The organism is Streptococcus sp. HMSC065C01 (assembly GCF_001813525.1).
Classification (GTDB): domain Bacteria; phylum Bacillota; class Bacilli; order Lactobacillales; family Streptococcaceae; genus Streptococcus; species Streptococcus parasanguinis_V.
Genome location: NZ_KV812846.1, coordinates 6,773 through 28,754, shown reverse-complemented (window position 1 = coordinate 28,754; position 21,982 = coordinate 6,773). Strand labels below are relative to the sequence as shown.

21 protein-coding genes, 1 other RNA gene and 1 pseudogene are annotated in these 21,982 nt (G+C 43.3%); 21 read left to right on the top strand and 2 right to left on the bottom strand.

The window, feature by feature from the left end; genetic code table 11:
- The first annotated feature begins 276 nt into the window (after window positions 1-276).
- From HMPREF2918_RS03615 to HMPREF2918_RS03595, 5 genes and pseudogenes are all read left to right on the top strand, one after another.
- The gene (locus HMPREF2918_RS03615) at window positions 277-1,002 is read left to right on the top strand and encodes a hypothetical protein (protein ID WP_070594612.1); all 726 of its coding nucleotides are present in this window, start codon (window positions 277-279) and stop codon (window positions 1,000-1,002) included.
- Window positions 1,003-1,166: 164 nt separating this feature from the next.
- Window positions 1,167-2,228, top strand: a complete 1,062-nt coding sequence (locus HMPREF2918_RS03610) for an AAA family ATPase (RefSeq protein ID WP_070594611.1) — start codon at window positions 1,167-1,169, stop codon at window positions 2,226-2,228.
- 10 nt (window positions 2,229-2,238) lie between these two features.
- Window positions 2,239-2,430 (top strand): annotated as a pseudogene (locus HMPREF2918_RS03605) (hypothetical protein); the annotation flags it as partial.
- A gap of 24 nt (window positions 2,431-2,454) precedes the next feature.
- Window positions 2,455-3,231, top strand: coding sequence for an NUDIX domain-containing protein (locus HMPREF2918_RS03600; RefSeq protein ID WP_049472681.1), 777 nt, complete (start codon window positions 2,455-2,457; stop codon window positions 3,229-3,231).
- 129 nt (window positions 3,232-3,360) lie between these two features.
- Window positions 3,361-4,047, top strand: a complete 687-nt coding sequence (locus tag HMPREF2918_RS03595; protein ID WP_070594610.1) for a YoaK family protein — start codon at window positions 3,361-3,363, stop codon at window positions 4,045-4,047.
- A 304-nt stretch (window positions 4,048-4,351) separates the two neighbouring features.
- Here HMPREF2918_RS03595 and dusB read toward each other — a convergent pair whose 3' ends face one another.
- A complete protein-coding gene (gene dusB / locus HMPREF2918_RS03590; protein WP_070594609.1) occupies window positions 4,352-5,329 on the bottom strand; it encodes a tRNA dihydrouridine synthase DusB in 978 nt (325 codons plus the stop codon).
- The gene (gene hslO / locus HMPREF2918_RS03585) at window positions 5,316-6,188 is read right to left on the bottom strand and encodes an Hsp33 family molecular chaperone HslO (protein WP_070594608.1); all 873 of its coding nucleotides are present in this window, start codon (window positions 6,186-6,188) and stop codon (window positions 5,316-5,318) included. Before hslO ends, dusB begins: the two co-directional genes overlap by 14 nt.
- Window positions 6,189-6,563: 375 nt before the next feature.
- Between hslO and HMPREF2918_RS03580 the strand changes: the two genes are divergently transcribed.
- The 16 genes from HMPREF2918_RS03580 to HMPREF2918_RS03500 all read left to right on the top strand — a co-directional run bounded on the left by HMPREF2918_RS03580 (window position 6,564) and on the right by HMPREF2918_RS03500 (window position 21,940).
- Window positions 6,564-7,856, top strand: coding sequence for an adenylosuccinate synthase (locus tag HMPREF2918_RS03580; protein ID WP_070594607.1), 1,293 nt, complete (start codon window positions 6,564-6,566; stop codon window positions 7,854-7,856).
- Between the two features lie 214 nt (window positions 7,857-8,070).
- Complete coding sequence (locus HMPREF2918_RS03575; RefSeq protein ID WP_070594606.1) at window positions 8,071-8,715, top strand: HAD family hydrolase; 645 nt, start codon at window positions 8,071-8,073, stop codon at window positions 8,713-8,715.
- A 118-nt stretch (window positions 8,716-8,833) separates the two neighbouring features.
- Window positions 8,834-9,112: a hypothetical protein gene (locus tag HMPREF2918_RS03570; protein WP_003009004.1), complete on the top strand. Its 279-nt coding sequence runs from the start codon at window positions 8,834-8,836 to the stop codon at window positions 9,110-9,112.
- Window positions 9,113-9,256: 144 nt separating this feature from the next.
- On the top strand, window positions 9,257-10,834 hold the full coding sequence (locus HMPREF2918_RS03565; RefSeq protein WP_049498605.1) for an ATP-binding cassette domain-containing protein: 1,578 nt from the start codon (window positions 9,257-9,259) through the stop codon (window positions 10,832-10,834).
- Window positions 10,835-11,136: 302 nt separating this feature from the next.
- Window positions 11,137-11,646, top strand: coding sequence for a tRNA adenosine(34) deaminase TadA (gene tadA / locus HMPREF2918_RS03560; RefSeq protein WP_070594605.1), 510 nt, complete (start codon window positions 11,137-11,139; stop codon window positions 11,644-11,646).
- A 38-nt stretch (window positions 11,647-11,684) separates the two neighbouring features.
- An RNA gene (gene ffs, locus HMPREF2918_RS03555) (signal recognition particle sRNA small type) lies at window positions 11,685-11,780 on the top strand.
- A gap of 490 nt (window positions 11,781-12,270) precedes the next feature.
- Complete coding sequence (locus tag HMPREF2918_RS03545; RefSeq protein ID WP_049491423.1) at window positions 12,271-13,620, top strand: glucose-6-phosphate isomerase; 1,350 nt, start codon at window positions 12,271-12,273, stop codon at window positions 13,618-13,620.
- Between the two features lie 265 nt (window positions 13,621-13,885).
- Complete coding sequence (locus HMPREF2918_RS03540) at window positions 13,886-14,974, top strand: hypothetical protein (RefSeq protein ID WP_070594603.1); 1,089 nt, start codon at window positions 13,886-13,888, stop codon at window positions 14,972-14,974.
- A 107-nt stretch (window positions 14,975-15,081) separates the two neighbouring features.
- Window positions 15,082-15,789, top strand: a complete 708-nt coding sequence (locus HMPREF2918_RS03535; RefSeq protein WP_049514409.1) for a hypothetical protein — start codon at window positions 15,082-15,084, stop codon at window positions 15,787-15,789.
- A gap of 17 nt (window positions 15,790-15,806) precedes the next feature.
- Window positions 15,807-16,484: a hypothetical protein gene (locus HMPREF2918_RS03530; RefSeq protein ID WP_256263185.1), complete on the top strand. Its 678-nt coding sequence runs from the start codon at window positions 15,807-15,809 to the stop codon at window positions 16,482-16,484.
- A 14-nt stretch (window positions 16,485-16,498) separates the two neighbouring features.
- Window positions 16,499-17,404 (top strand): hypothetical protein, encoded by a 906-nt coding sequence (locus HMPREF2918_RS03525; protein ID WP_070594602.1) that lies wholly within the window; start codon window positions 16,499-16,501, stop codon window positions 17,402-17,404.
- A 39-nt stretch (window positions 17,405-17,443) separates the two neighbouring features.
- Window positions 17,444-18,679 (top strand): hypothetical protein, encoded by a 1,236-nt coding sequence (locus tag HMPREF2918_RS03520; protein ID WP_070594601.1) that lies wholly within the window; start codon window positions 17,444-17,446, stop codon window positions 18,677-18,679.
- A 65-nt stretch (window positions 18,680-18,744) separates the two neighbouring features.
- Complete coding sequence (dapD, locus tag HMPREF2918_RS03515) at window positions 18,745-19,443, top strand: 2,3,4,5-tetrahydropyridine-2,6-dicarboxylate N-acetyltransferase (protein ID WP_049497728.1); 699 nt, start codon at window positions 18,745-18,747, stop codon at window positions 19,441-19,443.
- Window positions 19,444-19,496: 53 nt separating this feature from the next.
- A complete protein-coding gene (locus HMPREF2918_RS03510; RefSeq protein ID WP_070594600.1) occupies window positions 19,497-20,630 on the top strand; it encodes an N-acetyldiaminopimelate deacetylase in 1,134 nt (377 codons plus the stop codon).
- 109 nt (window positions 20,631-20,739) lie between these two features.
- Entirely contained in the window at window positions 20,740-21,279 is a 540-nt protein-coding gene (locus HMPREF2918_RS03505) for a 5-formyltetrahydrofolate cyclo-ligase (RefSeq protein WP_049486373.1), read from the top strand.
- Complete coding sequence (locus HMPREF2918_RS03500; RefSeq protein ID WP_049486372.1) at window positions 21,263-21,940, top strand: rhomboid family intramembrane serine protease; 678 nt, start codon at window positions 21,263-21,265, stop codon at window positions 21,938-21,940. The genes HMPREF2918_RS03505 and HMPREF2918_RS03500 overlap by 17 nt, the downstream gene beginning before the upstream one ends.
- Window positions 21,941-21,982: the final 42 nt, after the last annotated feature.

The following is a 21,982-nucleotide window of genomic DNA, read 5'->3' as shown; positions in this document are numbered from 1 at the left end:
CACTTTTCTCACAGCGGAAAGTTTCAGTAGATCATTGAGTACCCCTAACGAATAAAATTTTTTTTATCTTTATAGGAGGTATTATATTTGTATAAAAGAACAGTTTGTCTACGTGCTCTAGTCGGCTAGTTTGTCCGGCTTTTTTGCTAAAGTTTAGGAACTTACTTAAAACTTCTTTCAAATTAGAAAAATATTTAAGAAACTATTGACAGCCTCATATAAAAGTGTTACAATAATGTTACAAAATATTACAAATGTTACAAAAGAGGTTCTGTTATGAAAAACAAAAAAATCATTTCCCTAGCAGCCCTAGCCTTGACAGCTAGTCTTTTCCTAGGAGCGTGTGGCGGGAATAAAGAAGAAAAAACTTCAGAAGCAAGTAGTTCAAAGACCAGTCAGGTTAAACAAACAAGCTCTTCTTCTAAGAAAAAAGTGATCACTAGTAAAGATCCGATTGCCTCGTCATCCTCTGATGGCAAATCAGAAGAAAGTCATACAGTTGGTAGCAAAAATAACCAAGCTGCAGCTAGTCAAACACCAGCTCCAGCTAAAGCAGCGACTCCAGCAGCACCGGTAACAAAAGAAACAAAAGAAGTAGCCACACCAGCCACACCAGCGAAAGCAAAATTGCCAAGTCTAGAAGACGGTCATGCTCAGGCTAAGAAGCAAGCTTCTGCGACGGAGAATGCCCAATACAAGGGAGTCTATTCTGTAGCAGCAGGGGATTTCTCTGCAGCAGCTGGGAATTGGTCTGACAAACGCGACACTGGAGTCACTATTGGCCAAGGCGGTCAAGTAACCATCCAACTTCCTGGGGGCCAACCCGTAGCCTATGGTATCAGCGCTTATAACTATACCTTGGATGATGGTCATTACCATGCTAATCTCTCAGCAGGCGATGGATCTGCAGCGACTCTAGATATCGTAGTTGGAAAAGATGGCTCGGTATCTAGTGTGACGGTTTTGAAAGACGGTGTCAGCCACTCCCTCACTCGTGAATAAAATTCGAAAGATCTGAAAGGAGAAGCTTCTCTTTTCAGATCTTTTTTTGTTGGTTTGAAGAAAAATATATTTTTTTATAAAAAACTATTGACAGATAGAAAATATAGTTTATAATAAAAACATAAAGAAATATATTTATAAAAAATTATAAAAAAGGGGTTCGTATGAAAAAAGAAAGAATTGCCCTGGTGTTTGGAACCTTCGCGCCTCTTCATCAAGGGCATATTGACCTGATCCAGCGGGCCAAGCGTCAGTGTGATCGCGTTCGTGTCATTGTATCTGGTTATGAAGGGGACCGTGGTGAAGAAGTGGGATTGACCTTACAAAAACGCTTCCGTTATATCCGCGAAGCCTTCTCAAATGATGAGTTGACCCAAGTCTATAAGTTAGATGAGACAGAACTTCCTCGTTATCCCTTGGGTTGGGAACCTTGGTTACAAACAGCCCTAGACACCATCCAGTATCAAACAGAGACAGAAGAGTTGATCTTTTATGTGGGGGAGAAAGCTTACAAGGAAGAGTTGGAAGCTAGAGGGTTTGAAGTTCACTTAGAAGAGCGTCGCTTCGGGATCTCTGCTACCATGATCCGAGAAAATCCAAGCAAATACTGGAAATACATCGCCCAGCCCTTCCGTCGCCAGTTCACGAAAAAAGTCTTGATCATGGGGAGCGCCAGCAACGGGAAAACGACCCTTGCAAAGGACTTGGCTCGCTTTTACGATGCACCTGTTAGTCTTGAGTATGCCCGTGAATACCAGATCAAGAACAATGTGCGGGATGATGAACTCACGCCAAAAGATTACTATTACCTACTCTTAGGACAGTATGATCAAACCTCTAAGCTCATCGATAGTAGTGCCAATCGAGGCCTTGTCATCGCAGATACTAATTCCCTGGTGACCAAGGGTTACTACGATTACTATATGGAAGTCGAAGGCCAGAATACCAGCATGACCGATACCTTCGACAACCTCTTTGTCAGTATTCTGTCCAAAGAAAAATGGGATTTGATCCTCTTTGTACAGCCGATCGGCTCTTATGTCAATGATGGTTTCCGAGATATGACCATGGCTGACGAAGACATCCGCACCAGCTTTTCAAATTACCTAGACCAATTGCGCCAGCAATACCTAGGAAACATTCCGACCACTTTCCTCGCATCAGACTACCTCGGCAACTACGAAGAAGCCAAGAAGGTGATCGATGCCATTTACCAAGCCGACTAAGGAGCAGCTTATGAAAAACCTATCTGAAAAATTCACAACCTTTATCCAAGACTTTAAAAATGTTCACCAAGAAGCGAAAAAACAAGGCTTTGTCAATATTATGAAACTCCTGTGGAAGGACCTTTTTGTAGGACGCACAGCCTTTCAATGGATCTATCTCCTGCTTCTTTCCAGCGTTCCCTTCTTCTTAGAATGGACCAAAGCCCTCAAGAAGGAGGTGGCTTAAATGGCAAGTCTCTCAATTCCAGCAGGAATGACGGAGAAAGAGTATTTTGAGACGGCCGCTAGTGAAGCAGACTTTCTCAAGTGGTACAAGGAGCAAGACCTGCCGACTTATGAAACTCCAAGTGTCACAGCGGACATGGTAGCTTACTGTTTTGTTGATGGACAGCTCAAGCTTTTAGCCATTCGCCGCAAGGCCCACCCATATCAACACCGCCTAGCCTTGGTGGGGGGCTTTGTGAACAAGGATGAAGATGCAACCCATGCTTGTATTCGAGAGGTCAAAGAAGAAGTCGGGCTCGATCTTCCAGTTAATAAGGTGGAGCAGCTCATGACGGTTTCCACCCCTGGGCGGGATCCCAGAGGCTGGGTCATTACCATCGCTCATCTGGTCTATCTGCCAGCAGAAGCAGTAGACTTAGCCCATGCAGGTGATGATGCCAAGGAAGTCGTTTTTCTCGATGTCGATTTCAAAAAGTCCCAGTGTTTGCTCGATGGAGAACCCTTAGCTGCTTCTGATTTTGCCTTTGACCACTACCAGATTATTCAAGAATCGATCAAGCGGATTCAGGGGCGTCTAGACTGGAATCCAACCTTCCTCTATCTGTTAGAGGAGCCTTTCACCGTTTATGAAGCAACCGAATTGGTCAATCTGATCAATCCTGGACGTCCCATCGTTAGTAATAACTTCCTCGTAAAATTCGGAGAATTCGTGGAAGAAGTGGGCGTCAAGCGGGTACCTAAGAAAAAACCACGCAAGACCTACCGTCTAAAACAGTAGATCGAGCGGAGTTCATTCTATCAGCCCTCCCTTACTTTTAGTAACGGAAGGGCTTTTTCTGATTTTTCCTGCTCCACTTGTGTGCAAAGTGGTATAATAATCATAATTGAAATCAAAAGAGACAAGACTATGGAAGAAAAAATAATTTTACCGCAAAATACACGACTGATGGGGGCTCTGCTTGGTTTTATCGGAGGGGGCCTTGATGTTTTTTGCCACATGCACTACCGGAGTTTGGTCGCGACTCAAACTGGGAACCTCCTGCTTCTCATCGCTGATTGGCACGATCCCCGTGTCGAAAATACCATCATGCGTTTTTCATCTATTTTATTTTTCTCGATCGGCTTTGTGGTTGCCCTCCATATCAAAGAGTATCGCAAGACAGCCTTTTGGCGGACCAAGATGTTAATTCCTTTGTTTGTGGTGACACTCCTGATTCCCTTGGTGTCTGTCATACCACCTGTAGAAGTTCCCTTTATTGCTTTTGGGACAGGGATGATGATGTTGACCTTTACAGGGAGCCTCATCGAAAATCACCCTTATGTGATCTTTATGACTTCTGGAAATTACCGCAAGATGCTGACGGCCTTGTACCGAATCACTCGAGGAAAGGGAGATTTGGACGAGTATCGGCGTCAAGCCATGAATTACGGGATTGTCGTTGGGAGCTTTGTTGCAGGAGCTATTAGCGTAGCCATCCTCATGCATTTCATTCACCAATGGGCCATCTGGCTGATCACAGTGAACCTCTTTTTGATCATGACCTACTACACCGCCAGAGTCAAACAACTCGGCCTGCAAACAGACAATCTATAGAAACAGGACCCCGTGTGAGATCCTGTTTTAGATTAATGACAAAGCCATCTTAGAAACTTTCCTTAGGTGAGTACGGACGTCAGCGAACTTCGAAGAAGTTCCATGACTTAGTTTTGAGCCTAAGGTCTCAAAACTCCCGAGTGCCTGAAACAATTGTGTTTCAGGCACTTTTCTCACAGCGGAAAGTTTCGGTATTTTTTTGATTCGCTCAAAAAATTAAAACATATTTATATTTCTTTGCCGAATTGCTTAACTTATTTAAAAATAGTACAGGACCTCACATGAGGTCCTGCTTTTTGTATTTCTATGCTTTTAATTGTAAGAGTTCTTCAATTTCAGCAAGGGTACTGGCTTGAGAGATGGCTCCGCGGAGTTTGGCTGCACCTGAGGTACCACGGAGGTAGTGAGGAGCGAGGCCACGGAATTCACGAACGGCAATGTGCTCACCTTTGAGATCGATCAAGCGTTTCAAGTGTTCGTAAGCGATCTTCATCTTGTCTTCAAAAGTCAAATCAGGCAGGATTTCTCCTGTTTCAAAGTAGTGATTGATTTGGTTGAAGAGATAAGGATTGCCCATAGCAGCGCGACCAATCATGACCGCATCAGCACCGACTTCTTCGATCCGTTGTTTGGCGTCTTGAACTGTACGGATATCTCCGTTTGCGATAAATGGAATCTTGGTCAGAGCTTGTGCAACCTTGTGAAGGGTCTCAAGGTCTGCATGACCAGTGTACATTTGCTCCCGGGTCCGTCCGTGCATAGCAAGGGCAGAAACACCTGCAGCTTCTGCAGCAAGGGCATTCTCGACTGCTAGGGATGGGTCAGACCAGCCTGTACGCATTTTGACAGTGAGAGGGATATCAAGGACAGATTGAACCTTGTTGATAATAGAGTAAATCTTATCAGGGTCCCTGAGCCACATGGCACCAGCCTCGTTTTTGACGATCTTATTAACTGGGCAGCCCATGTTGATATCAACGATATCAGTTTTGGTATTTTCTTGGATAAATTCTGCTGCGCGTGCTAAGCTATCTTCGTCGCTCCCAAAGAGCTGGATTGATACTGGATTTTCTCCCTCATCGATATGGAGCATATGCAGGGTCTTTTCGTTGTTGTATTGGATCCCTTTATCAGAGACCATTTCCATGACCACAAGGCCAGCTCCGAGTTCTTTCGCAATGGTCCGGAAAGCTGAGTTGGTCACACCGGCCATGGGGGCTAGGACCGTCCGGTTTGGGATCTCGACGTTCCCAATCATAAAAGGTGTATTAAGATTTGTCACGAATGAGTTCCTCCAAGTCGTTTTCATCAAAGTGGTAAGTTGTCTGACAGAATTGGCAAGCGATTTCCGCGCCATGGTCTTCGTCCTTCATTTCTTGAAGGTCTTTGGCTGGTAAGCTTGCCAAGGCATTCATGAAGCGTTCCTTGCTACAGTCACACTGGAAGCGGATCTCTTCTTCTGAGAGACGCTTGTATGGTTCGTCACCATAGATGGCAGTAAGAAGGGCTTCAATATGGTCGTCAGAGGCTAAAAGGGTAGAAATGGCCGGCATTTCTTGGATCCGTTTTTCAAAGCTGGCAATTTCTTCTTCCTTGGCATTTGGCAAGACCTGCACCAAGAAACCACCGGCAACCTTGACCTTGTCTTCTTCATCAAGGAGGACATTGAGCCCAACCGCAGATGGCGTTTGTTGGCTTTCAGTCAAGTAATAAGCTAGGTCTTCACCGATTTCTCCAGTGACGAGAGGTGTCATGGAATGATAAGGATTGCCTGTGCCGTAGTCGGTAATCACTAGGAATTCCCCGTTTCCGACAAATGGTCCCACCAGAACTTCACCAGTCGCAGTCTTTTTGATATCCACTCCAGGATTTTGCACGTAGCCTTTAACATTTCCCTTGGTATCTGCCACGGTGATGATGGCTCCGAGTGAGCTAGTTCCAAGGACTTTGACCGTAATTTTAGTATCTCCTTTCTCGTTTGCCGCCAAGATTTGACTGGCAATGAGGGTACGGCCAAGTGCGACCGTGGAGCTAGCTTGTGTGTGATGTTTTTCTTGGGCTGTTCGTACAGTTTCTGTACTGTCTAGTACATAGGCACGAAAAGCGCCACTTTCTGAGATAGTTTTAATAATTTTGTCCATAGCTTCTATTTTAGCATAAAAAAGGGAAAGAGGTGAAGGGAGTAACTTGATTTATTTAGACGGTGAAGGGATAAAATCTTTCAGGGGAGAGCTTCGCTTAGAAACTGAATAGAATAGGATCTGTTTTAGGAAGTAAAGAAGGCAAAAGACGAACAATCATTCTTTAACGTTTAAAATGACGATCAAAAGATGGATGTTCGGAAAATGAGAAGCGGATTTTAAGGGTAAAAAACCAAGTAAAGAAATAGCCGACCTTGAAAAAAACGAGGAAATTTCTTATAATAGAGTGTAAGACAAACTTGCAGGTGAGACTCCTGCCCCTAGTTTGAAGAAAGGCATAGATAGGGAACTATCTATGGTATATGAAAAAGAATTATGACATCAGTTGTTGTAGTAGGAACCCAATGGGGTGATGAAGGAAAAGGGAAGATTACAGACTTCCTATCAGCCAATGCAGAAGTCATTGCTCGCTATCAAGGTGGGGACAATGCCGGACACACCATCGTAATCGACGGCAAAAAGTTCAAGTTGCACTTGATTCCTTCTGGTATCTTCTTCCCTGAAAAGATCTCTGTCATCGGAAACGGCGTGGTGGTCAACCCTAAATCATTGGTCAAAGAGTTGGCTTATCTCCATGAAGAAGGAGTATCAACGGACAGCCTTCGCATCTCTGACCGTGCCCATGTCATCCTTCCTTACCATATCGAATTGGACCGTCTCCAAGAAGAGTCTAAAGGCGACAACAAAATCGGAACGACCATCAAAGGGATTGGACCAGCCTACATGGACAAGGCTGCGCGTGTGGGAATCCGGATTGCGGACCTTTTGGACCGCGACGTCTTTGCGGAACGTCTTCGCATCAACTTGGAAGAAAAGAACCGTCAATTTACCAAACTCTATGATGCAGAGGCTCTGTCATTTGACGATATCTTCGAAGAATACTATGAATATGGTCAACAAATCAAGCAATATGTAACCGATACTTCTGTCATCTTGAACGATGCTTTGGATAACGGCAAGCGCGTGCTCTTCGAAGGAGCTCAAGGGGTTATGCTGGATATCGACCAAGGAACTTATCCGTTTGTTACTTCATCAAACCCTGTTGCAGGTGGGGTGACCATCGGATCAGGTGTCGGCCCAAGCAAGATCGACAAGGTTGTCGGTGTATGTAAAGCCTACACTAGCCGTGTCGGTGATGGACCATTCCCAACAGAGCTGTTTGATGAAGTGGGCGAGCGCATCCGTGAAGTGGGGCATGAATACGGTACAACGACTGGCCGTCCGCGTCGGGTGGGCTGGTTTGACTCCGTTGTTATGCGCCACAGCCGCCGCGTATCAGGAATTACCAACCTTTCCCTCAACTCCATTGACGTTTTGAGTGGTCTAGATACAGTCAAAATCTGTGTAGCCTACGATTTGGACGGTCAAAGAATCGACCATTACCCAGCAAGTCTGGAGCAGCTCAAGCGCTGCAAGCCGATCTATGAAGAATTGCCAGGTTGGTCAGAAGACATCACTGGTGTCCGCAGCCTAGAAGACCTGCCAGAAAATGCCCGCAATTATGTTCGCCGTGTCAGCGAACTGGTTGGAGTCCGCATTTCGACCTTCTCAGTCGGACCAGGTCGCGAGCAAACCAATATCTTGGAAAGTGTTTGGTCTAGTTTATAAGCAAATGAAGATAAGAGAGTGGGACAGAAATTGGTCATTCGTTAGAATTCGATTTCGTCGTCACACCTCCGCACAGTTGAGTAGGGCTGTAAAAGCTGATGAAACCAGTGTAGTAGAGCTCGCTCAACCACTGCGTCTTGCTCGACAAACCAAAAATAATTGAGAGGCTAGGACTTTTGTCCCAGCCTCTTTTTGAAAGCAGAAAGAGGAAAAAATGTATCAAACGATTTTATTTGACCTAGACGGCACCTTGACCAATTCAGAACTAGGGATTACCAACTCGGTGGCCTATGCCTTAGGAAAATATGGGATTCAAGTGCCAGACAAGAAAGCATTGAGAGTTTTCATCGGTCCGCCCTTGCAGGAGTCTTTTGAGCGCTTTTATGGATTTTCTAAGGAAGAATGTTTAAAGGCCATTGACTACTATCATGAGTATTTTTCCGAAAAAGGCCTTTATGAAAATGAGGTCTATCTAGGCGTTCCTGACTTGCTGGCTTCTCTCAAGCAGGCTGGCAAACAGTTGATTGTAGCTACGTCAAAGCCTGAAGAATTTTCCATTCAAATTCTCAAACACTTTGGTTTGTATGATTATTTTGACTTTGTCGCTGGTGCGACCATGGATAGAAAACGTAGTAAAAAAAGCGATGTTATCCAGTATGCCTTGGAGCAAAATGGGATTACAGATTTGGCGCATACCATCATGATTGGAGACAGGGAGCACGATGTGCTTGGCGCTCAAGCGCAAAAGCTTGATTCTATCGGTGTCCTTTATGGCTTTGGAAGCAGGGGAGAATTGGAAGAAGCCGGCGCCACCTATATTGCTCAAGAAGTTGGCGAAATTGCAGCTTTTATAGGATAACCTTTTCCAAAATATTAAAAGTTGGAACTTTTCTAATCTGCTGAATATTGCTTTATTTAATATTTCTATCGGTGTATACTTACTGTAGGTTAAGTCACACAGATTAAGAGGTGATAATATGAATTTGTCACGATATATATTAAAATATAGTACTGATGATGGTACGTTGTATTTTAATACTAAAACCAATCATTCATTTTTTCTTACGAATGAATTGAATAGAGTAGTCGACAGCAATGATGTGATTAGGAAAGAGTTTCATGCTTATCTTGATAAAAATAAATATTTAAGTGAGGGTGAGTATGAGGTCGAAAAGTATCTATCTAAAATAAGCGATACAGATGCTGAATTATTGGAACTAACAATTTTGACACATGGAGATTGTAATTTTCGGTGAAGGTTAAAGTGAATAACAAATTCGATGACAAAATGAATGCTAAACCTAGAGTATTTAACTATAATTGTGATTGTAAATAATCACGATTTTAAATAAATTAGAGAAGAGGGTTGTGCTAGCCCTCTATTTTGATGGATGATAATTATGAGAAATATTTATAAGTACATTGATAAGAAGTATCTTTTTCCTATTTTTTTAGGGCGTATTGTGAATAGTGGTTTGGTGTTGGCGCAACCTCTGATTTTAACGAAGGCCTTGAAGTTAGATCAAGACGGCCTTTCTTATGGAAAAATTCTCAATTTTGTTTTATTTGGTTTGTCTGTCTATCTTGTTATTTATAGTCTGATGCTGTTTTCAAACCATTCGCACAATATATTCCGAAGAGAAATCAACAAAAGTGTCCGTGCCCTTTTATTTAAGAAAGTCATATTGAATCCTAAATTTTCCAATGATGAAAAAGTTAGTCTGCTAACTCAAGATATGGAATATGTGGGCGATAATTATTTGGAAAATATAAATGTTATGGTGAGTTGGGGATTTGTCGCCCTTGTTACAGCCATTTATATTGTTTCACAAAATTTTCTCTTAGGACTTATTTTTGTCATTTTTACGATTATGAGACCTATTCCTCAGTTCATCATGAATCGTCGTTTACAAGATTCGGGAGACAGCTGGTCCAAGCTTAGAACGAAATTACATGGGCTTGTCTCGGATAGTATGCAAGGCAGCCAAACCTTACGGATTAATCAGGCCATGAGGCTGAATGAAGAGCGCGTGAATGATTTAAACGGAGAATATCAAAAAGCCATCCAAAGATTTTGTTTCACACATAATATTATTTTTTTCTTTAATGGATTTATGGTCTTTTTTAGTCAGGTTGTTCCTCTTGCTTTAGGCTTTTATTTGAGTTTACAGGGAAATTCTATTTCTATTACAAGCCTCATCTCTATGTATGTTGCTGCGGGGATGCTGGTAGAACCGATCCAAACTCTGATGTACAGTGCAGCCAATCTCCAAGGTGCCTTGCCGACTGCGAACCGCCTGTTTAAGATTATCGAGGAAGAACCTGATTTCGAAGAGACAAAGGATCAATTTGTTGAAAATCTCGAATCGTTGCGCTTAAATCATATTTCAAAAAGTTTTGCTGAACGTCAGCTTTTTTCTGATTTGACGGCGACGATTTCAGTAGGTCAGAAGGTCTTAATCAAAGGACCGAGCGGGTCTGGAAAGACGACTCTTTTTCGCTTGATTTTAGGAGAAGAAGTATGTGATGAGGGTGACATTTTCGTTCAGTATGATGGAAATCAAATAACGAGTCATTTCCAAGGGAATATCGGTTTAATTAGCCAGCATCCCTTCCTGTTTAACGATACTATCCGCTATAATCTAACTTTTGGTCAGCCTTTTCAGGACCATGAATTATTGGAGGTATTGGACCGAGTTGGCTTAATAGATGAATTTCAGGATATTTTGAATGTAGAAATTCATAATAATGGTGAAAACATTTCAGGAGGTCAGCGTGTCAGATTAGAGTTGGCTCGTTTTCTCTTACGCGAGAAGGATATTTTATTAGCGGACGAAGTGACATCAGCTTTGGACGAAAAAAATAGTCGTCTGGTTAGAGACCTAATCTTTTCTTTGCCGATCACGGTACTAGAAATAGCCCATCATATTGATGAAGAAGAGCGCTATGACCAAATCCTTGAGTTACGTAAAGGATGAGCGATGCCACAATAGTTGGTTCTGCGACAAAGCGGATAGTAGTAAGCCAGCAATTTGTCAGATATTTTTGAGATTCTAAGTGGTGATATTTCCAAAATCATCAATACTCAGAGAACTTAAGCTTTATTTAAGATAGGCCAGCTATACTAGAAGCATAAACAAAGACCTCCTAACTTTGTTTAAACCTCCTAAACTTTTTCATAATAATCTCCCATAAGAGTCGCCCAATCGGCGGCTTTTTTTGTGAGTCGTAAGCTGCCTATGGTATAATGAACAAAGAAACTAAAAGGAAGAAGGAAGAGATGGACTACACGATAGAGGAAAAAGCGATGTTTATGAGGGAAGCCCTGAAGGAGGCGGAGATTGCCCTCGCCAATGATGAAATACCGATTGGCTGTGTCTTGGTCAAGGATGGTCAGATTATCGGGCGTGGACATAATGCGCGTGAGGAGCTGCAGCGGGCGGTCATGCATGCGGAAATCATGGCGATCGAGAAGGCCAATCAGCGTGAAAATAGCTGGCGCCTGCTGGATACGACGCTTTTTGTCACGATTGAGCCCTGTGTTATGTGTAGCGGTGCCATTGGACTAGCTCGGATTCCCCAGGTGATTTACGGAGCGACCAATCAAAAGTTTGGCGGAGCAGGGAGTCTCTATGACATTTTGACAGATGAGCGCCTCAATCACCGGGTGGAAGTGGAAACAGGAATCTTGGAAGCAGAATGTGCAGCCATCATGCAGACCTTCTTCCGCCAAGGTCGGGAACGAAAAAAACAAGCCAAGCTCGCAGCCAAGGTCGAAACACAAGAATAAAAACCGGACCTTTGCAAATCGAACAAATTATGATATAATACCTATCGGAGCAACAGTTCTGCGTGAAGCGGGTCAGGGGAGGAATCCAGCAGCCCTAAGCGAAGTGAACTGTGTGCTCTTTTCTATTGCTCTTAGTGAGGTAAGCCTGTAAGGCGCGACCGAGCTTAGAGATATTGATCCTGAGGAGCGAAGCGACGTGAGGGCTATAGCGTAAAATGAAATTATCCTGAAAGTCGCAGATGAGCTTAGAGATATTGACCCTGAGGAGCAAAGCGACGTGAGGGCTATAGCGTAAAATGAAATTATCCTGTAAGGCGCAACCGAGCTTAGAGATATTGACCCTGAGGAGCGAAGCGACGTGAGGGCTATCACTCACCAGAGTCATGTAGAAATGACTTTCTTATTCATAGAATAAAAGAGAAAAAATAGAGTTTCGTGAGAAGCTTCTTTTTTTTGATTTTCTAGCCAAAAATAGTGCAAATATGCAAACGATTGCCATTGCGTCATTGCTTGATTTGTGAAAATAAAAAATTTAGCAAATGAAAACGTTTTATAGATTGGTTTCCCTTGATTAAATCCGTGTAAAGCGATATCATAGAGAAGAACAAAATTTGGAGGAATAACATGTCTCATATTAAATTTGACTACTCAAAAGTTTTGGGTAAATTTGTTGCCCCACATGAAGTGGAATACATGCAACCACAAGTGACTGCAGCTGATGAATTGATCCGTAAAGGAACAGGTGCTGGTAGTGACTTCCTAGGTTGGTTGGACCTTCCTGAAAATTACGACCGCGAAGAATTTGACCGCATCTTGAAAGCTGCTGAACAAATCAAATCAGACAGCGATGTTTTGGTCGTTATCGGTATCGGTGGATCATACCTTGGTGCGAAAGCAGCGATTGACTTCTTGAACCACCACTTTGCAAACTTGCAAACAAAAGAAGAACGCAAAGCACCACAAATCCTTTATGCTGGAAACTCAATCTCATCAACTTACCTTGCTGACTTGGTAGAGTACGTAGCAGATAAAGATTTCTCAGTAAACGTGATTTCTAAATCAGGTACAACAACTGAACCAGCCATCGCTTTCCGTGTCTTCAAAGAACTCTTGGTGAAGAAATATGGTCAAGAAGAAGCTAACAAACGGATCTATGCTACAACTGACCGCCAAAAAGGTGCTGTTAAGGTTGAAGCAGATGCTAACGGTTGGGAAACATTTGTTGTTCCAGATGACATCGGTGGACGTTTCTCAGTCTTGACAGCAGTTGGATTGCTTCCAATCGCTGCATCAGGCGCAGATATCAAAGCCCTTATGGAAGGTGCGAATGCTGCTCGTAAAGATTATACATCAGACAAACTTTCTGAAAACGAAGCTTACCAATACGCAGCAGTTCGTAACATCCTTTACCGTAAAGGATATGCAACTGAAATCTTGGTAAACTACGAGCCATCACTTCAATACTTCTCAGAATGGTGGAAACAATTGGCTGGTGAGTCAGAAGGAAAAGACCAAAAAGGTATTTACCCAACTTCAGCTAACTTCTCAACAGACTTGCACTCATTGGGTCAGTTTATCCAAGAAGGAACTCGTATCATGTTTGAAACAGTTGTCCGTGTGGACAAACCACGTAAGAACGTGATCATCCCTACATTGGAAGAAGACCTTGATGGACTTGGTTACCTTCAAGGAAAAGACGTTGACTTCGTAAACAAAAAAGCAACTGACGGTGTTCTTCTTGCCCACACTGACGGTGACGTGCCAAACATGTACGTGACTCTTCCTGAGCAAGATGCCTTCACTCTTGGTTATGCCATCTACTTCTTCGAATTGGCTATCGCCCTTTCAGGTTACTTGAATGCGATCAACCCATTTGACCAACCAGGTGTTGAAGCCTACAAGAAAAATATGTTTGCCCTTCTTGGTAAACCAGGATTTGAAGAACTTGGAGCAGAACTCAACGCTCGTCTTTAATCAATAGACAAAACGATCTTGAAAAAGATCGTTTTTTTATTTGCTAAACAAACTCATATTTTTGTCCCCTGGAATTAATTATAAAAACACGATCTAGTTATGTTTCTCGATCATATGGTAATCTGATTGCGATTGTCACCCTTCGAAAGAAATTTTAATAGAAGTTTCTAAAAGGTCCGATCTTTTTCAGTCTAAACAGACAGGAGTTGGTCCTTGCTTGGTTTTATGTTATAGTAGAAGAGAAGAATAAAAAGGAGAATTCGAAATGTCCGAGAAAGATCAAGAACAATTTATGAAAGATACTCCCGTAGAGGGTGCGCCTCAATTTGATGTGGCTGCGCCAGCCTTTGTCCCAAAAGAAGAAGCCGAAGACTTGGTCGTTCCAGAAGCTAGTGGCCTTTCAGTGACGGAGACGGAAGCAATGAAAGAAGAGGCAGACAAGCCAGCTATTTCAGAAGCAGTGGAGCTTCCAAAGGTGGATGAAGCAACTGTTGGAGAACATCCAGATGTAGTTGTTGCTCCCCAACCGACTCCTCCATTCCAGCCTGCGCCTCAAGCTCCTCAAAACATAGCAGCTCAACCAGTTAGTCCGCAAACAGCACCTATTCCTGGCATACCTATTCCACAAGCTCCTCTTTCTCCTGTTGGAAGACCGATGGATACTGCTGACAAGAAGGCGATTCGTTTTGCCCTTGGGATTTTAGTGGGTCTCCTTATCGGTGGTGTCAGTGGCTATTTGATTGGTCATGTTAACCCTAGTACGTCATCATCTAGAAAGCAGACTTCTTGGTCAGGCAACCAGTCTGGTTCGTCTTCCAATATCGATTTGGATCAATTGACCGCAGAAGACGCGGAAGTTGATTTTAGCTGGAAACAGTCTGATATCGAGCAACTTCAGTTTTTAACAGGAAGTGATGCTGGGGAGACTCCTGAGGAAATGATTGAAGCTTATGGGAAAGCTAGCTCCGTTCAATTTGAAAGTGGAGAATTGAAATTATTTTGGGATGATAACTCTTATAATAAAGAGGTCAAAGCGACTTACTCTAAGAAAGGGAAAGAATTCCAGCTTGTCAAATTTGAATTTAATCAATTTGGGAAAAATCTTACGGTTGAGGATAACTTTGCAGATGGGTTCAAGGTTGGAGATAGTGAAACCGGTGCTGGAGGGACCTCTTACAAAGAGCTTTTAGAAAAATACGGTGATGCAGTCAATCTGACGGTGAGTTCATCTGATGATTCAGACGAGATAGAATTGGTCATGGACTTCCAAAAGAAAAATGGGGACTACGTGGATTTGACCTTTATTCGCCAAGAAAATGGAGATTTTCTCTTGAGCAGTAAAGACAGCTACTAAAAGTATCAGACAAGAAAGAGGCAAGCGCCTCTTTTTTGGGATAAGACGAGACAAATACGCTAATTTTCTATACAATAGAAAGAGTTTGAATAGAAAGAGCATGAAGGATGGAAGAAATGAAACAGTGGATAGAACATCATAAGCGGATCCTCCAAAAAGCTGCAAGTGCTTTGCTGGCTTTTATGGTTGGTGTTTGCTTGGTGTTTATGATTCATCCAGTGAAAACCTTGCCCAAAGATCGCTTGTTGAGTTTGTCTCGCATGCAAGAAGACAGCCAGCAATTTGTTGCGTCTTCTTCCAAAGAGCCGGCTTTAGAAGACTTGTTGTCATTGGACCTTGCAAGGGGAGAAGGAAAGACACAAAAAAATTGGGTGACTTTATCTGCATTCGTCAAAAAAATTGGAAAAGCAGCGAGTTTTACACAAGAAGATACGACTTTTGGAACGCAAGTCCAGCTAGGCTATGGGACTCCTGTGCAGGGGATTCATCCTTATACCATAGAATTTCAAAAGCAGGATGATACCTTTTATTTGAGCTCGATTCAAGGCTTTGCGCCCAAGTCGGCTCACTATCAGAGCAAAAAGAACTTAAAACTGGCAGATTTTACAGGCTATCAGACACTAGATGGAAAAAAGGAAAAGGGGACAGCAGTAGAAGATGTCTTGAAAAAATCAGGTCTTCCCAATTCTCTTAGTTTGACCTCTGAAAAGGACAAGCAAGTCCTAGCCCTGTCTTATCAGGTGACAGATGGACTGGTCTCTTTAACCTTTGAACGTGACCATAGTGGTCAGTATCGTTTGACGAAGAAGGGGTGAAGCAGATGATCGAGTGGATGAAAAAGAATCGAAAAGAGCTCTTGCTGCCGTTTTTGTGTTTTGTTTTAGGATTGTTACTTGCGATTGCAAGCATCCAGGTGCAGGAGCAGGGAACCGATACCAAGGAGGACCAAACACTGACTCATTTCCAGCCAAAGGATTACAAGAATTTGGTCAGCAAGGAACAAGAAATCAAACAGTTTAAATGGACCATCGAAGCTGTGGCGAATTTAAAAGTTCGTCTCAAGCAGAGTCAGCAACCAGGAACCCGCTTGGAGACAGTTGTGGCTAAATGGGGAAAAGCTCAAAAAGTTCGCTACACTAAGACAGCTCAAGGGGATAAAACCGTTCTTGTCTTGACTTATGCGGCTAAGCAAACCGATCAGGGCAAGAAAAGTGTAACCTTGTGGTTTGAACAGGAAAAAGACCAGGGGTATCGCTTGACGATGGTGGATGCGACGAATTTGTTGGACGCAAAAGAGAAGACAAGCAGTGAGAAAGAAATCACTACTGAAAAAGAGAAAAAAGGGACAGAATTCGCCCAGCTCATTAAACAACTAGGAAATCCTCAACGCTTGGTCTGGGGGGAAATGCCAGATGGCGGAATGGGCTATCGCGCGACTTACCAGGTACCAGGAAGGCCAGAAGTGGTGATGGAATTCAAGAAAAAAGCCAAGAAATTGGTGTTGGTATAAGAAGGGAGACATCATTGGACGATCAACGGACAGACATCAAGGCAGCTTCCTCTCACCAGGGTGGGAGCCGCTTGATTTCAGAAGCTGACCTTGCTTCAATAGGGATGGACAATCATCAGGATACTAGAAGCCATTCAGATACGATGGCGTCTTCCCCTTCTTCCTCAAAAGAGAGGATTGGTTCGCTTTTGCGATTTTTTGGGTGGTTCGCCTTGTTAATGGCTTTTGTGTTTGTGCTTCAAAACGAAGTTAATAAAAGCTCTTCTTCATCTTTTTCGAGTGAGGGGATCAATGGTTTATCACGTGATAGTATCAGAACGGAATATCTGACCAGTGAAAATAGTTCTTATATCGCCTCAGCTAATGAATTTCAATTTCAGCCAACCTATGAAAAGGCAATGTCTCTTATTCCTGATTTTGCAGTGGAAGAAAAAAAGACCTCTTTTGGGACGGTAGACCCACAAGATGTCGTTGCAGCATTAGGTAAAGCAAGGAGTGGGGAAGCAAAGTATAGTGATAGCAGTTCCAGTCCCTTTTTGCTGACCTTAGATTACCAATCAAAGGATGCAGATGGGAAGGTTCTTCTTGAAAAAACAGGTGCCTTTTACAGGATCTCTTTTTTAAGTTTGAAACACTTAAAAAGTGACCGATTTGCGAATAAGAACGGGAGCTTGACGAAGGACGATTTTGCCGCTATCAAGGTCGGAATGCCTTATTTAGACCTACTCAATACGGTAGGGATTCCAGATGAAATAGATGTGTCTGGACTTTTAGGTTACGGGGAAGCACCTTCCTTTACTTATCAATTATCGGATTCTCAAACGGTTCAAATCCATTTTGATAGCCAGCAAACCATCAAGGATATCAAATCGAAAGAGGTAGCGACCACACCAGCTTCCTCTACATCTACAGCACAGTAAAAAAATCAGCCGAAGCATTTTAAATAAAAGGAGAGGACAATGGGAAATAAAGACTGGTCGCATCTACGAAATGAGCACCAGAGTCGGTTTTCGAAAGGCCAGCCGAAAGAAACACCCTTAGAAAAAGGAAGTCCTGAGAAGCTAGAAGATACGCTCGCAAAAGAGCCAGAAGTGGTAGAAGTCCCTGCTTTTCAGGAAGAGGTGAAACAAGAAGAGGAACGAAAAGACGAACCAGCGATTGGTGTGAAGGAGGATTCGTACGATTCAAAGGAAGCGTCATTTGCTACACCTGAAGAAGAATCAGCTCAGGTCGTTCTTGCTACACCACTAACAAAAGAAGCAAGGTCAGAAACACCAGCACAAGATACAATAGGTCAGTCTCCTTCAGCTGAGAAAAAAGTAGAGCACCAGGGTGGGAGTCGCTTGATTTCAGAAGCCGATCTGGCTTCAATAGGCGGAAGCAGGCATTCAGAACCAAGACAACCTGTACTAGACTCCCAATCGGATAGGGCGAAAACCTACTCTCCTTCCTCTAATAGTGGAGGGTCTTCGCTGGCAGCCTTTTTTGGATTATTGGCCATGCTGGGATTATTTGCCTATCTGGCTTCAGGAGGTATTCATAGTTCTTCTACTACTAGTGAATATGGAAGCACTAGCTTGTCTTATGGAACTAGAAAGGAAACCTTGAGAGGTGGTACGAGTAGCTTGATTGCTCCGGAGAGGGAATTTCAGTTTCAAGTGACCTATGAGAAGGCCATTTCCCTGATTCCTGGTTTAAGTGAGGGAGATCAAGGACGTACCTCTTCAACTTCTCTGTCTCCACAGGATGTGGTAGCTGTACTGGGGAAGGCTAGCAGTGGAGAAGAAACCTACCAAGAAGGTGGTGTCAGTCCTTTTATGACCCAATTGGAATATCAGACTGAAGGCTCTCCTTCTTCCGTAACAGTTTTACTTTCAAAAATTGGTGTTGATCGTTTATCTTCTCTTGATTTTAAAAACTTAAACAGTGAGCGATTAGCCAATAAAAATGGTAGCTTAAGCAGAGAAGATTTTGCCAATATGAAAATAGGAACGAGCTATTCAGATCTTGTGAATACAGTAGGAATTCCTAGCAGTGTTTCTTGGTCGAGTATGCTGGGTTCAGAGTCCTTCTTAACCTTTTACTATAAGCTTTCTGATTCGCGCTCCGTCATTATTCACTTTGGAAGTAATCGGACTATTAGTGAAATCAAGGGTCTAGAAGATTCAGCGACATCAACTTCCACGTCGCCTTAGGTGTCCATCTCACTAGGATTGTGGTATAATATGGATACCTATAATTGAAATGAATGGAGAATCTCATGACTGCACAAAAAATGTCTGCTCAAGAAATTATCGCTTTTATTGGGAATGCAGAAAAGAAAACCAATGTGAAAGTAACCTTTGAAGGGGAATTGGCAACAGCTGTTCCTACTTCTGTTACCAAGCTTGGCAATGTTTTGTTCGGTGACTGGAAAGATATCGAGCCCCTTCTTGCTAACTTGACTGAAAACAAGGATTATGTGGTAGAACAAGATGGCCGTAACTCAGCTGTCCCATTACTGGATAAACGCTACCTAAATGCGCGTATTGAACCAGGCGCTATTATCCGTGACCAAGTAACGATCGAAGACAATGCGGTTGTCATGATGGGTGCTGTCATCAATATCGGTGCTGAAATCGGTGCAGGAACCATGATTGATATGGGGGCTATCCTTGGTGGCCGTGCTACTGTTGGTAAAAACAGCCACATCGGTGCAGGTGCCGTTCTTGCAGGAGTCATTGAGCCAGCTTCTGCTGAGCCTGTTCGGATCGGTGACAATGTCTTGGTCGGTGCCAACGCTGTTGTGATTGAAGGAGTTCAAGTTGGAAACGGTTCAGTCGTTGCCGCTGGAGCGATCGTTACTCAAGATGTCCCTGAAAATGTGGTTGTAGCTGGTGTCCCAGCTCGCATCATCAAGGAAATTGACGAAAAAACACAACAAAAAACAGCCTTGGAAGACGCTTTGCGTAATTTATAAGATATGAAGTATAGAGGCCGTAAGGCCTCTATTCTAATAGAAAGAAGACAACGATGACATTGGATTTAATCAAAATCAGACGGGATTTGCACCAAATCCCTGAAATTGGCTTAGAAGAATTTGAAACACAAGCTTATCTCTTGGACCGAATCGCAGAGATCACAGAAGGCAAAGAATTTGTAGAGCAACGGACCTGGCGGACCGGGATCCTGGTGTATCTCCATGGGTCTGCACCTGAAAAAACCATCGGTTGGCGGACAGATATCGATGGTTTACCGATTGTGGAACAAACGGGCCTTGATTTTGCCTCTAAGCATGAAGGACGGATGCATGCTTGTGGTCATGATATGCACATGACAACAGCCCTAGGGCTTTTGGATCAACTGGTCCAAGTGCAACCAAAAAATAACCTGCTCTTTCTCTTCCAACCAGCTGAAGAAAATGAGGCTGGTGGGATGCTCATGTATAAGGACAATGCTTTTGGCGACTGGCTCCCTGATGAATTTTATGGTCTGCATGTACGCCCTGATTTGAAGGTGGGAGACATTGCGACCAATACGGGTACCCTTTTTGCAGGGACCTGTGAAGTCAAGATCACCTTTACAGGAAAGGGAGGACATGCTGCCTTTCCACATGAGGCCAATGACGCTCTTGTAGCAGCCTCTTACTTCATTACCCAAGTCCAATCGGTCGTGAGTCGAAATGTCGATCCAATTGAAGGTGCTGTGGTGACCTTTGGTTCCATGCATGCAGGAACCACCAATAATGTGATTGCTGAGACCGCCTTCCTTCATGGGACCATTCGGACCTTGACCATGGAGATGAACCTTTTGACTCAAAAACGGGTCAAAACCATTGCAGAAGGAGTTGCAGCAGCCTTTGATGTGAAATTGGACCTGGAACTTAAGCAAGGGGGCTACCTGCCTGTGGAAAACCAACCAGAATTGGCCAAAGAACTCATGGACTTTTTCACAGCTGAGGAAGACGTGAACCTGATTGATATTCTGCCTGCGATGACAGGAGAAGACTTCGGCTTTCTCTTGAGCAAGGTCCCTGGTGTCATGTTCTGGCTGGGAATTGATACCCCTTATGCCTTGCACCATCCAAAGATGAGCCCAAATGAAGCAGCCCTTCCCTTTGCTGTGGAAAACATTGGTAAATTTTTGAAAATGAAAGCTAACCAATAAAGGAATGATTCAACTCCGTCTGGAGTTGGATTTTTATTTTGTTGTATAAAAACTGTTCGGATCTTTCCTAAAAAATGATACAATTAAAGCTAGACAAAAGGAGTAGGGAATGAAGAAAACACTACGAAAAGAAACCATTGCAGCCATGAAACAGTTGCCAGAATCCGTGAAAACTCAAGCAGATGAAGAGCTGACTCAGCGCCTCTTGGAGCTGCCAGCTTTTCAGGAGGCAAAGACCCTTGCGACCTATCTGTCTTTTGACCATGAAGTTTCCACAGCTAGCTTGATCCAAGCAGCTCTTCAACTTGGAAAACGCGTCTGTGTTCCCCGTACCTATCCACAAGGGCGAATGGAATTTGTGGAATACGATCCTAATATTTTGGAAAAGACACGCTTTGGTTTGCTGGAGCCCAATGAAAAAGGAAAGCTTGTGGAACAGTCAGAGATTGATCTGATCCATGTACCAGGCGTGGTCTTCCAGTCAAAAGGCTACCGAATTGGCTATGGTGGTGGCTATTATGATCGTTATTTAGCAGATTTTACTGGAAAAACGGTTAGTACGATTTATTCCATCCAGCAGAAGGATTTCCAGCCAGATACGTTTGATCAGGCAGTTCAGGAGGTGCTAGTCTATGAAGTTACTCTTTGATCGTCGTTATCCTGTGACCAGCCTCTTGTTGCTCGTCACAACGGCAGTCTTTCTTTCCATGTTTATCCGATTTGGAGGCGACTACCAAACAGGTGCTGCTATTTACTATAGCGGTGGTATTATTGGAGAGGTTGTGAAAGTCGATCCTAGCCAGTTATGGCGAATAGTGACAGCTACATTTGTTCATATCGGCCTAGAACATTTTGTGCTCAATATGATCACCCTCTATTACTTAGGACGTTTGGCAGAAGATCTCTTTGGATCGAAGGCTTTCTTAGCTCTTTATCTCTTATCAGGCATGATGGGTAATGTCTTTGTTGCTATTTTTACGCCAGATGTGATTGCAGCAGGAGCTTCTACAGCCCTCTTTGGACTGTTTGGGACCATTGGTGCGCTGCGCTTTATTGTCCAAAGTCCCTATATTCGCCACTTGAGTCAGTCCTATACCAGCTTGATTGTGGTCAATTTGATCTTTAGCTTCATGCCAGGAATCAGTATGGCGGGGCACATCGGTGGCTTAGTAGCTGGGGTCATGTTGGCTTATGTCTTTCCAGTAAGAGGGGAAGCTCGTTTTATGAACCGAACCTATCAGATGAGTGCAGCCCTCTCTTATCTCTTGCTTTTGCTTTATTTCTTAGGTAAAATCTTGAATCTATTTTAAGAAGAGGCTAGGACAAAAGTCCTAGCCTCTTAATTGTTTTTG

Coding starts and splice junctions, on each gene's coding strand:
- HMPREF2918_RS03530 (WP_256263185.1), top strand. CDS start 15,807: ATGAAAAAGAATCGAAAAGAGCTCTTGCTGCCGTTTTTGTGTTTTGTT.
- HMPREF2918_RS03505 (WP_049486373.1), top strand. CDS start 20,740: ATGAAGAAAACACTACGAAAAGAAACCATTGCAGCCATGAAACAGTTG.
- HMPREF2918_RS03535 (WP_049514409.1), top strand. CDS start 15,082: ATGGAAGAAATGAAACAGTGGATAGAACATCATAAGCGGATCCTCCAA.
- HMPREF2918_RS03600 (WP_049472681.1), top strand. CDS start 2,455: ATGGCAAGTCTCTCAATTCCAGCAGGAATGACGGAGAAAGAGTATTTT.
- tadA (WP_070594605.1), top strand. CDS start 11,137: ATGGACTACACGATAGAGGAAAAAGCGATGTTTATGAGGGAAGCCCTG.
- HMPREF2918_RS03500 (WP_049486372.1), top strand. CDS start 21,263: ATGAAGTTACTCTTTGATCGTCGTTATCCTGTGACCAGCCTCTTGTTG.
- HMPREF2918_RS03565 (WP_049498605.1), top strand. CDS start 9,257: ATGAGAAATATTTATAAGTACATTGATAAGAAGTATCTTTTTCCTATT.
- HMPREF2918_RS03610 (WP_070594611.1), top strand. CDS start 1,167: ATGAAAAAAGAAAGAATTGCCCTGGTGTTTGGAACCTTCGCGCCTCTT.
- HMPREF2918_RS03545 (WP_049491423.1), top strand. CDS start 12,271: ATGTCTCATATTAAATTTGACTACTCAAAAGTTTTGGGTAAATTTGTT.
- HMPREF2918_RS03510 (WP_070594600.1), top strand. CDS start 19,497: ATGACATTGGATTTAATCAAAATCAGACGGGATTTGCACCAAATCCCT.
- HMPREF2918_RS03570 (WP_003009004.1), top strand. CDS start 8,834: ATGAATTTGTCACGATATATATTAAAATATAGTACTGATGATGGTACG.
- HMPREF2918_RS03575 (WP_070594606.1), top strand. CDS start 8,071: ATGTATCAAACGATTTTATTTGACCTAGACGGCACCTTGACCAATTCA.
- dapD (WP_049497728.1), top strand. CDS start 18,745: ATGACTGCACAAAAAATGTCTGCTCAAGAAATTATCGCTTTTATTGGG.
- HMPREF2918_RS03595 (WP_070594610.1), top strand. CDS start 3,361: ATGGAAGAAAAAATAATTTTACCGCAAAATACACGACTGATGGGGGCT.
- HMPREF2918_RS03615 (WP_070594612.1), top strand. CDS start 277: ATGAAAAACAAAAAAATCATTTCCCTAGCAGCCCTAGCCTTGACAGCT.
- HMPREF2918_RS03540 (WP_070594603.1), top strand. CDS start 13,886: ATGTCCGAGAAAGATCAAGAACAATTTATGAAAGATACTCCCGTAGAG.
- HMPREF2918_RS03520 (WP_070594601.1), top strand. CDS start 17,444: ATGGGAAATAAAGACTGGTCGCATCTACGAAATGAGCACCAGAGTCGG.
- hslO (WP_070594608.1), bottom strand. CDS start 6,188: ATGGACAAAATTATTAAAACTATCTCAGAAAGTGGCGCTTTTCGTGCC.
- HMPREF2918_RS03580 (WP_070594607.1), top strand. CDS start 6,564: ATGACATCAGTTGTTGTAGTAGGAACCCAATGGGGTGATGAAGGAAAA.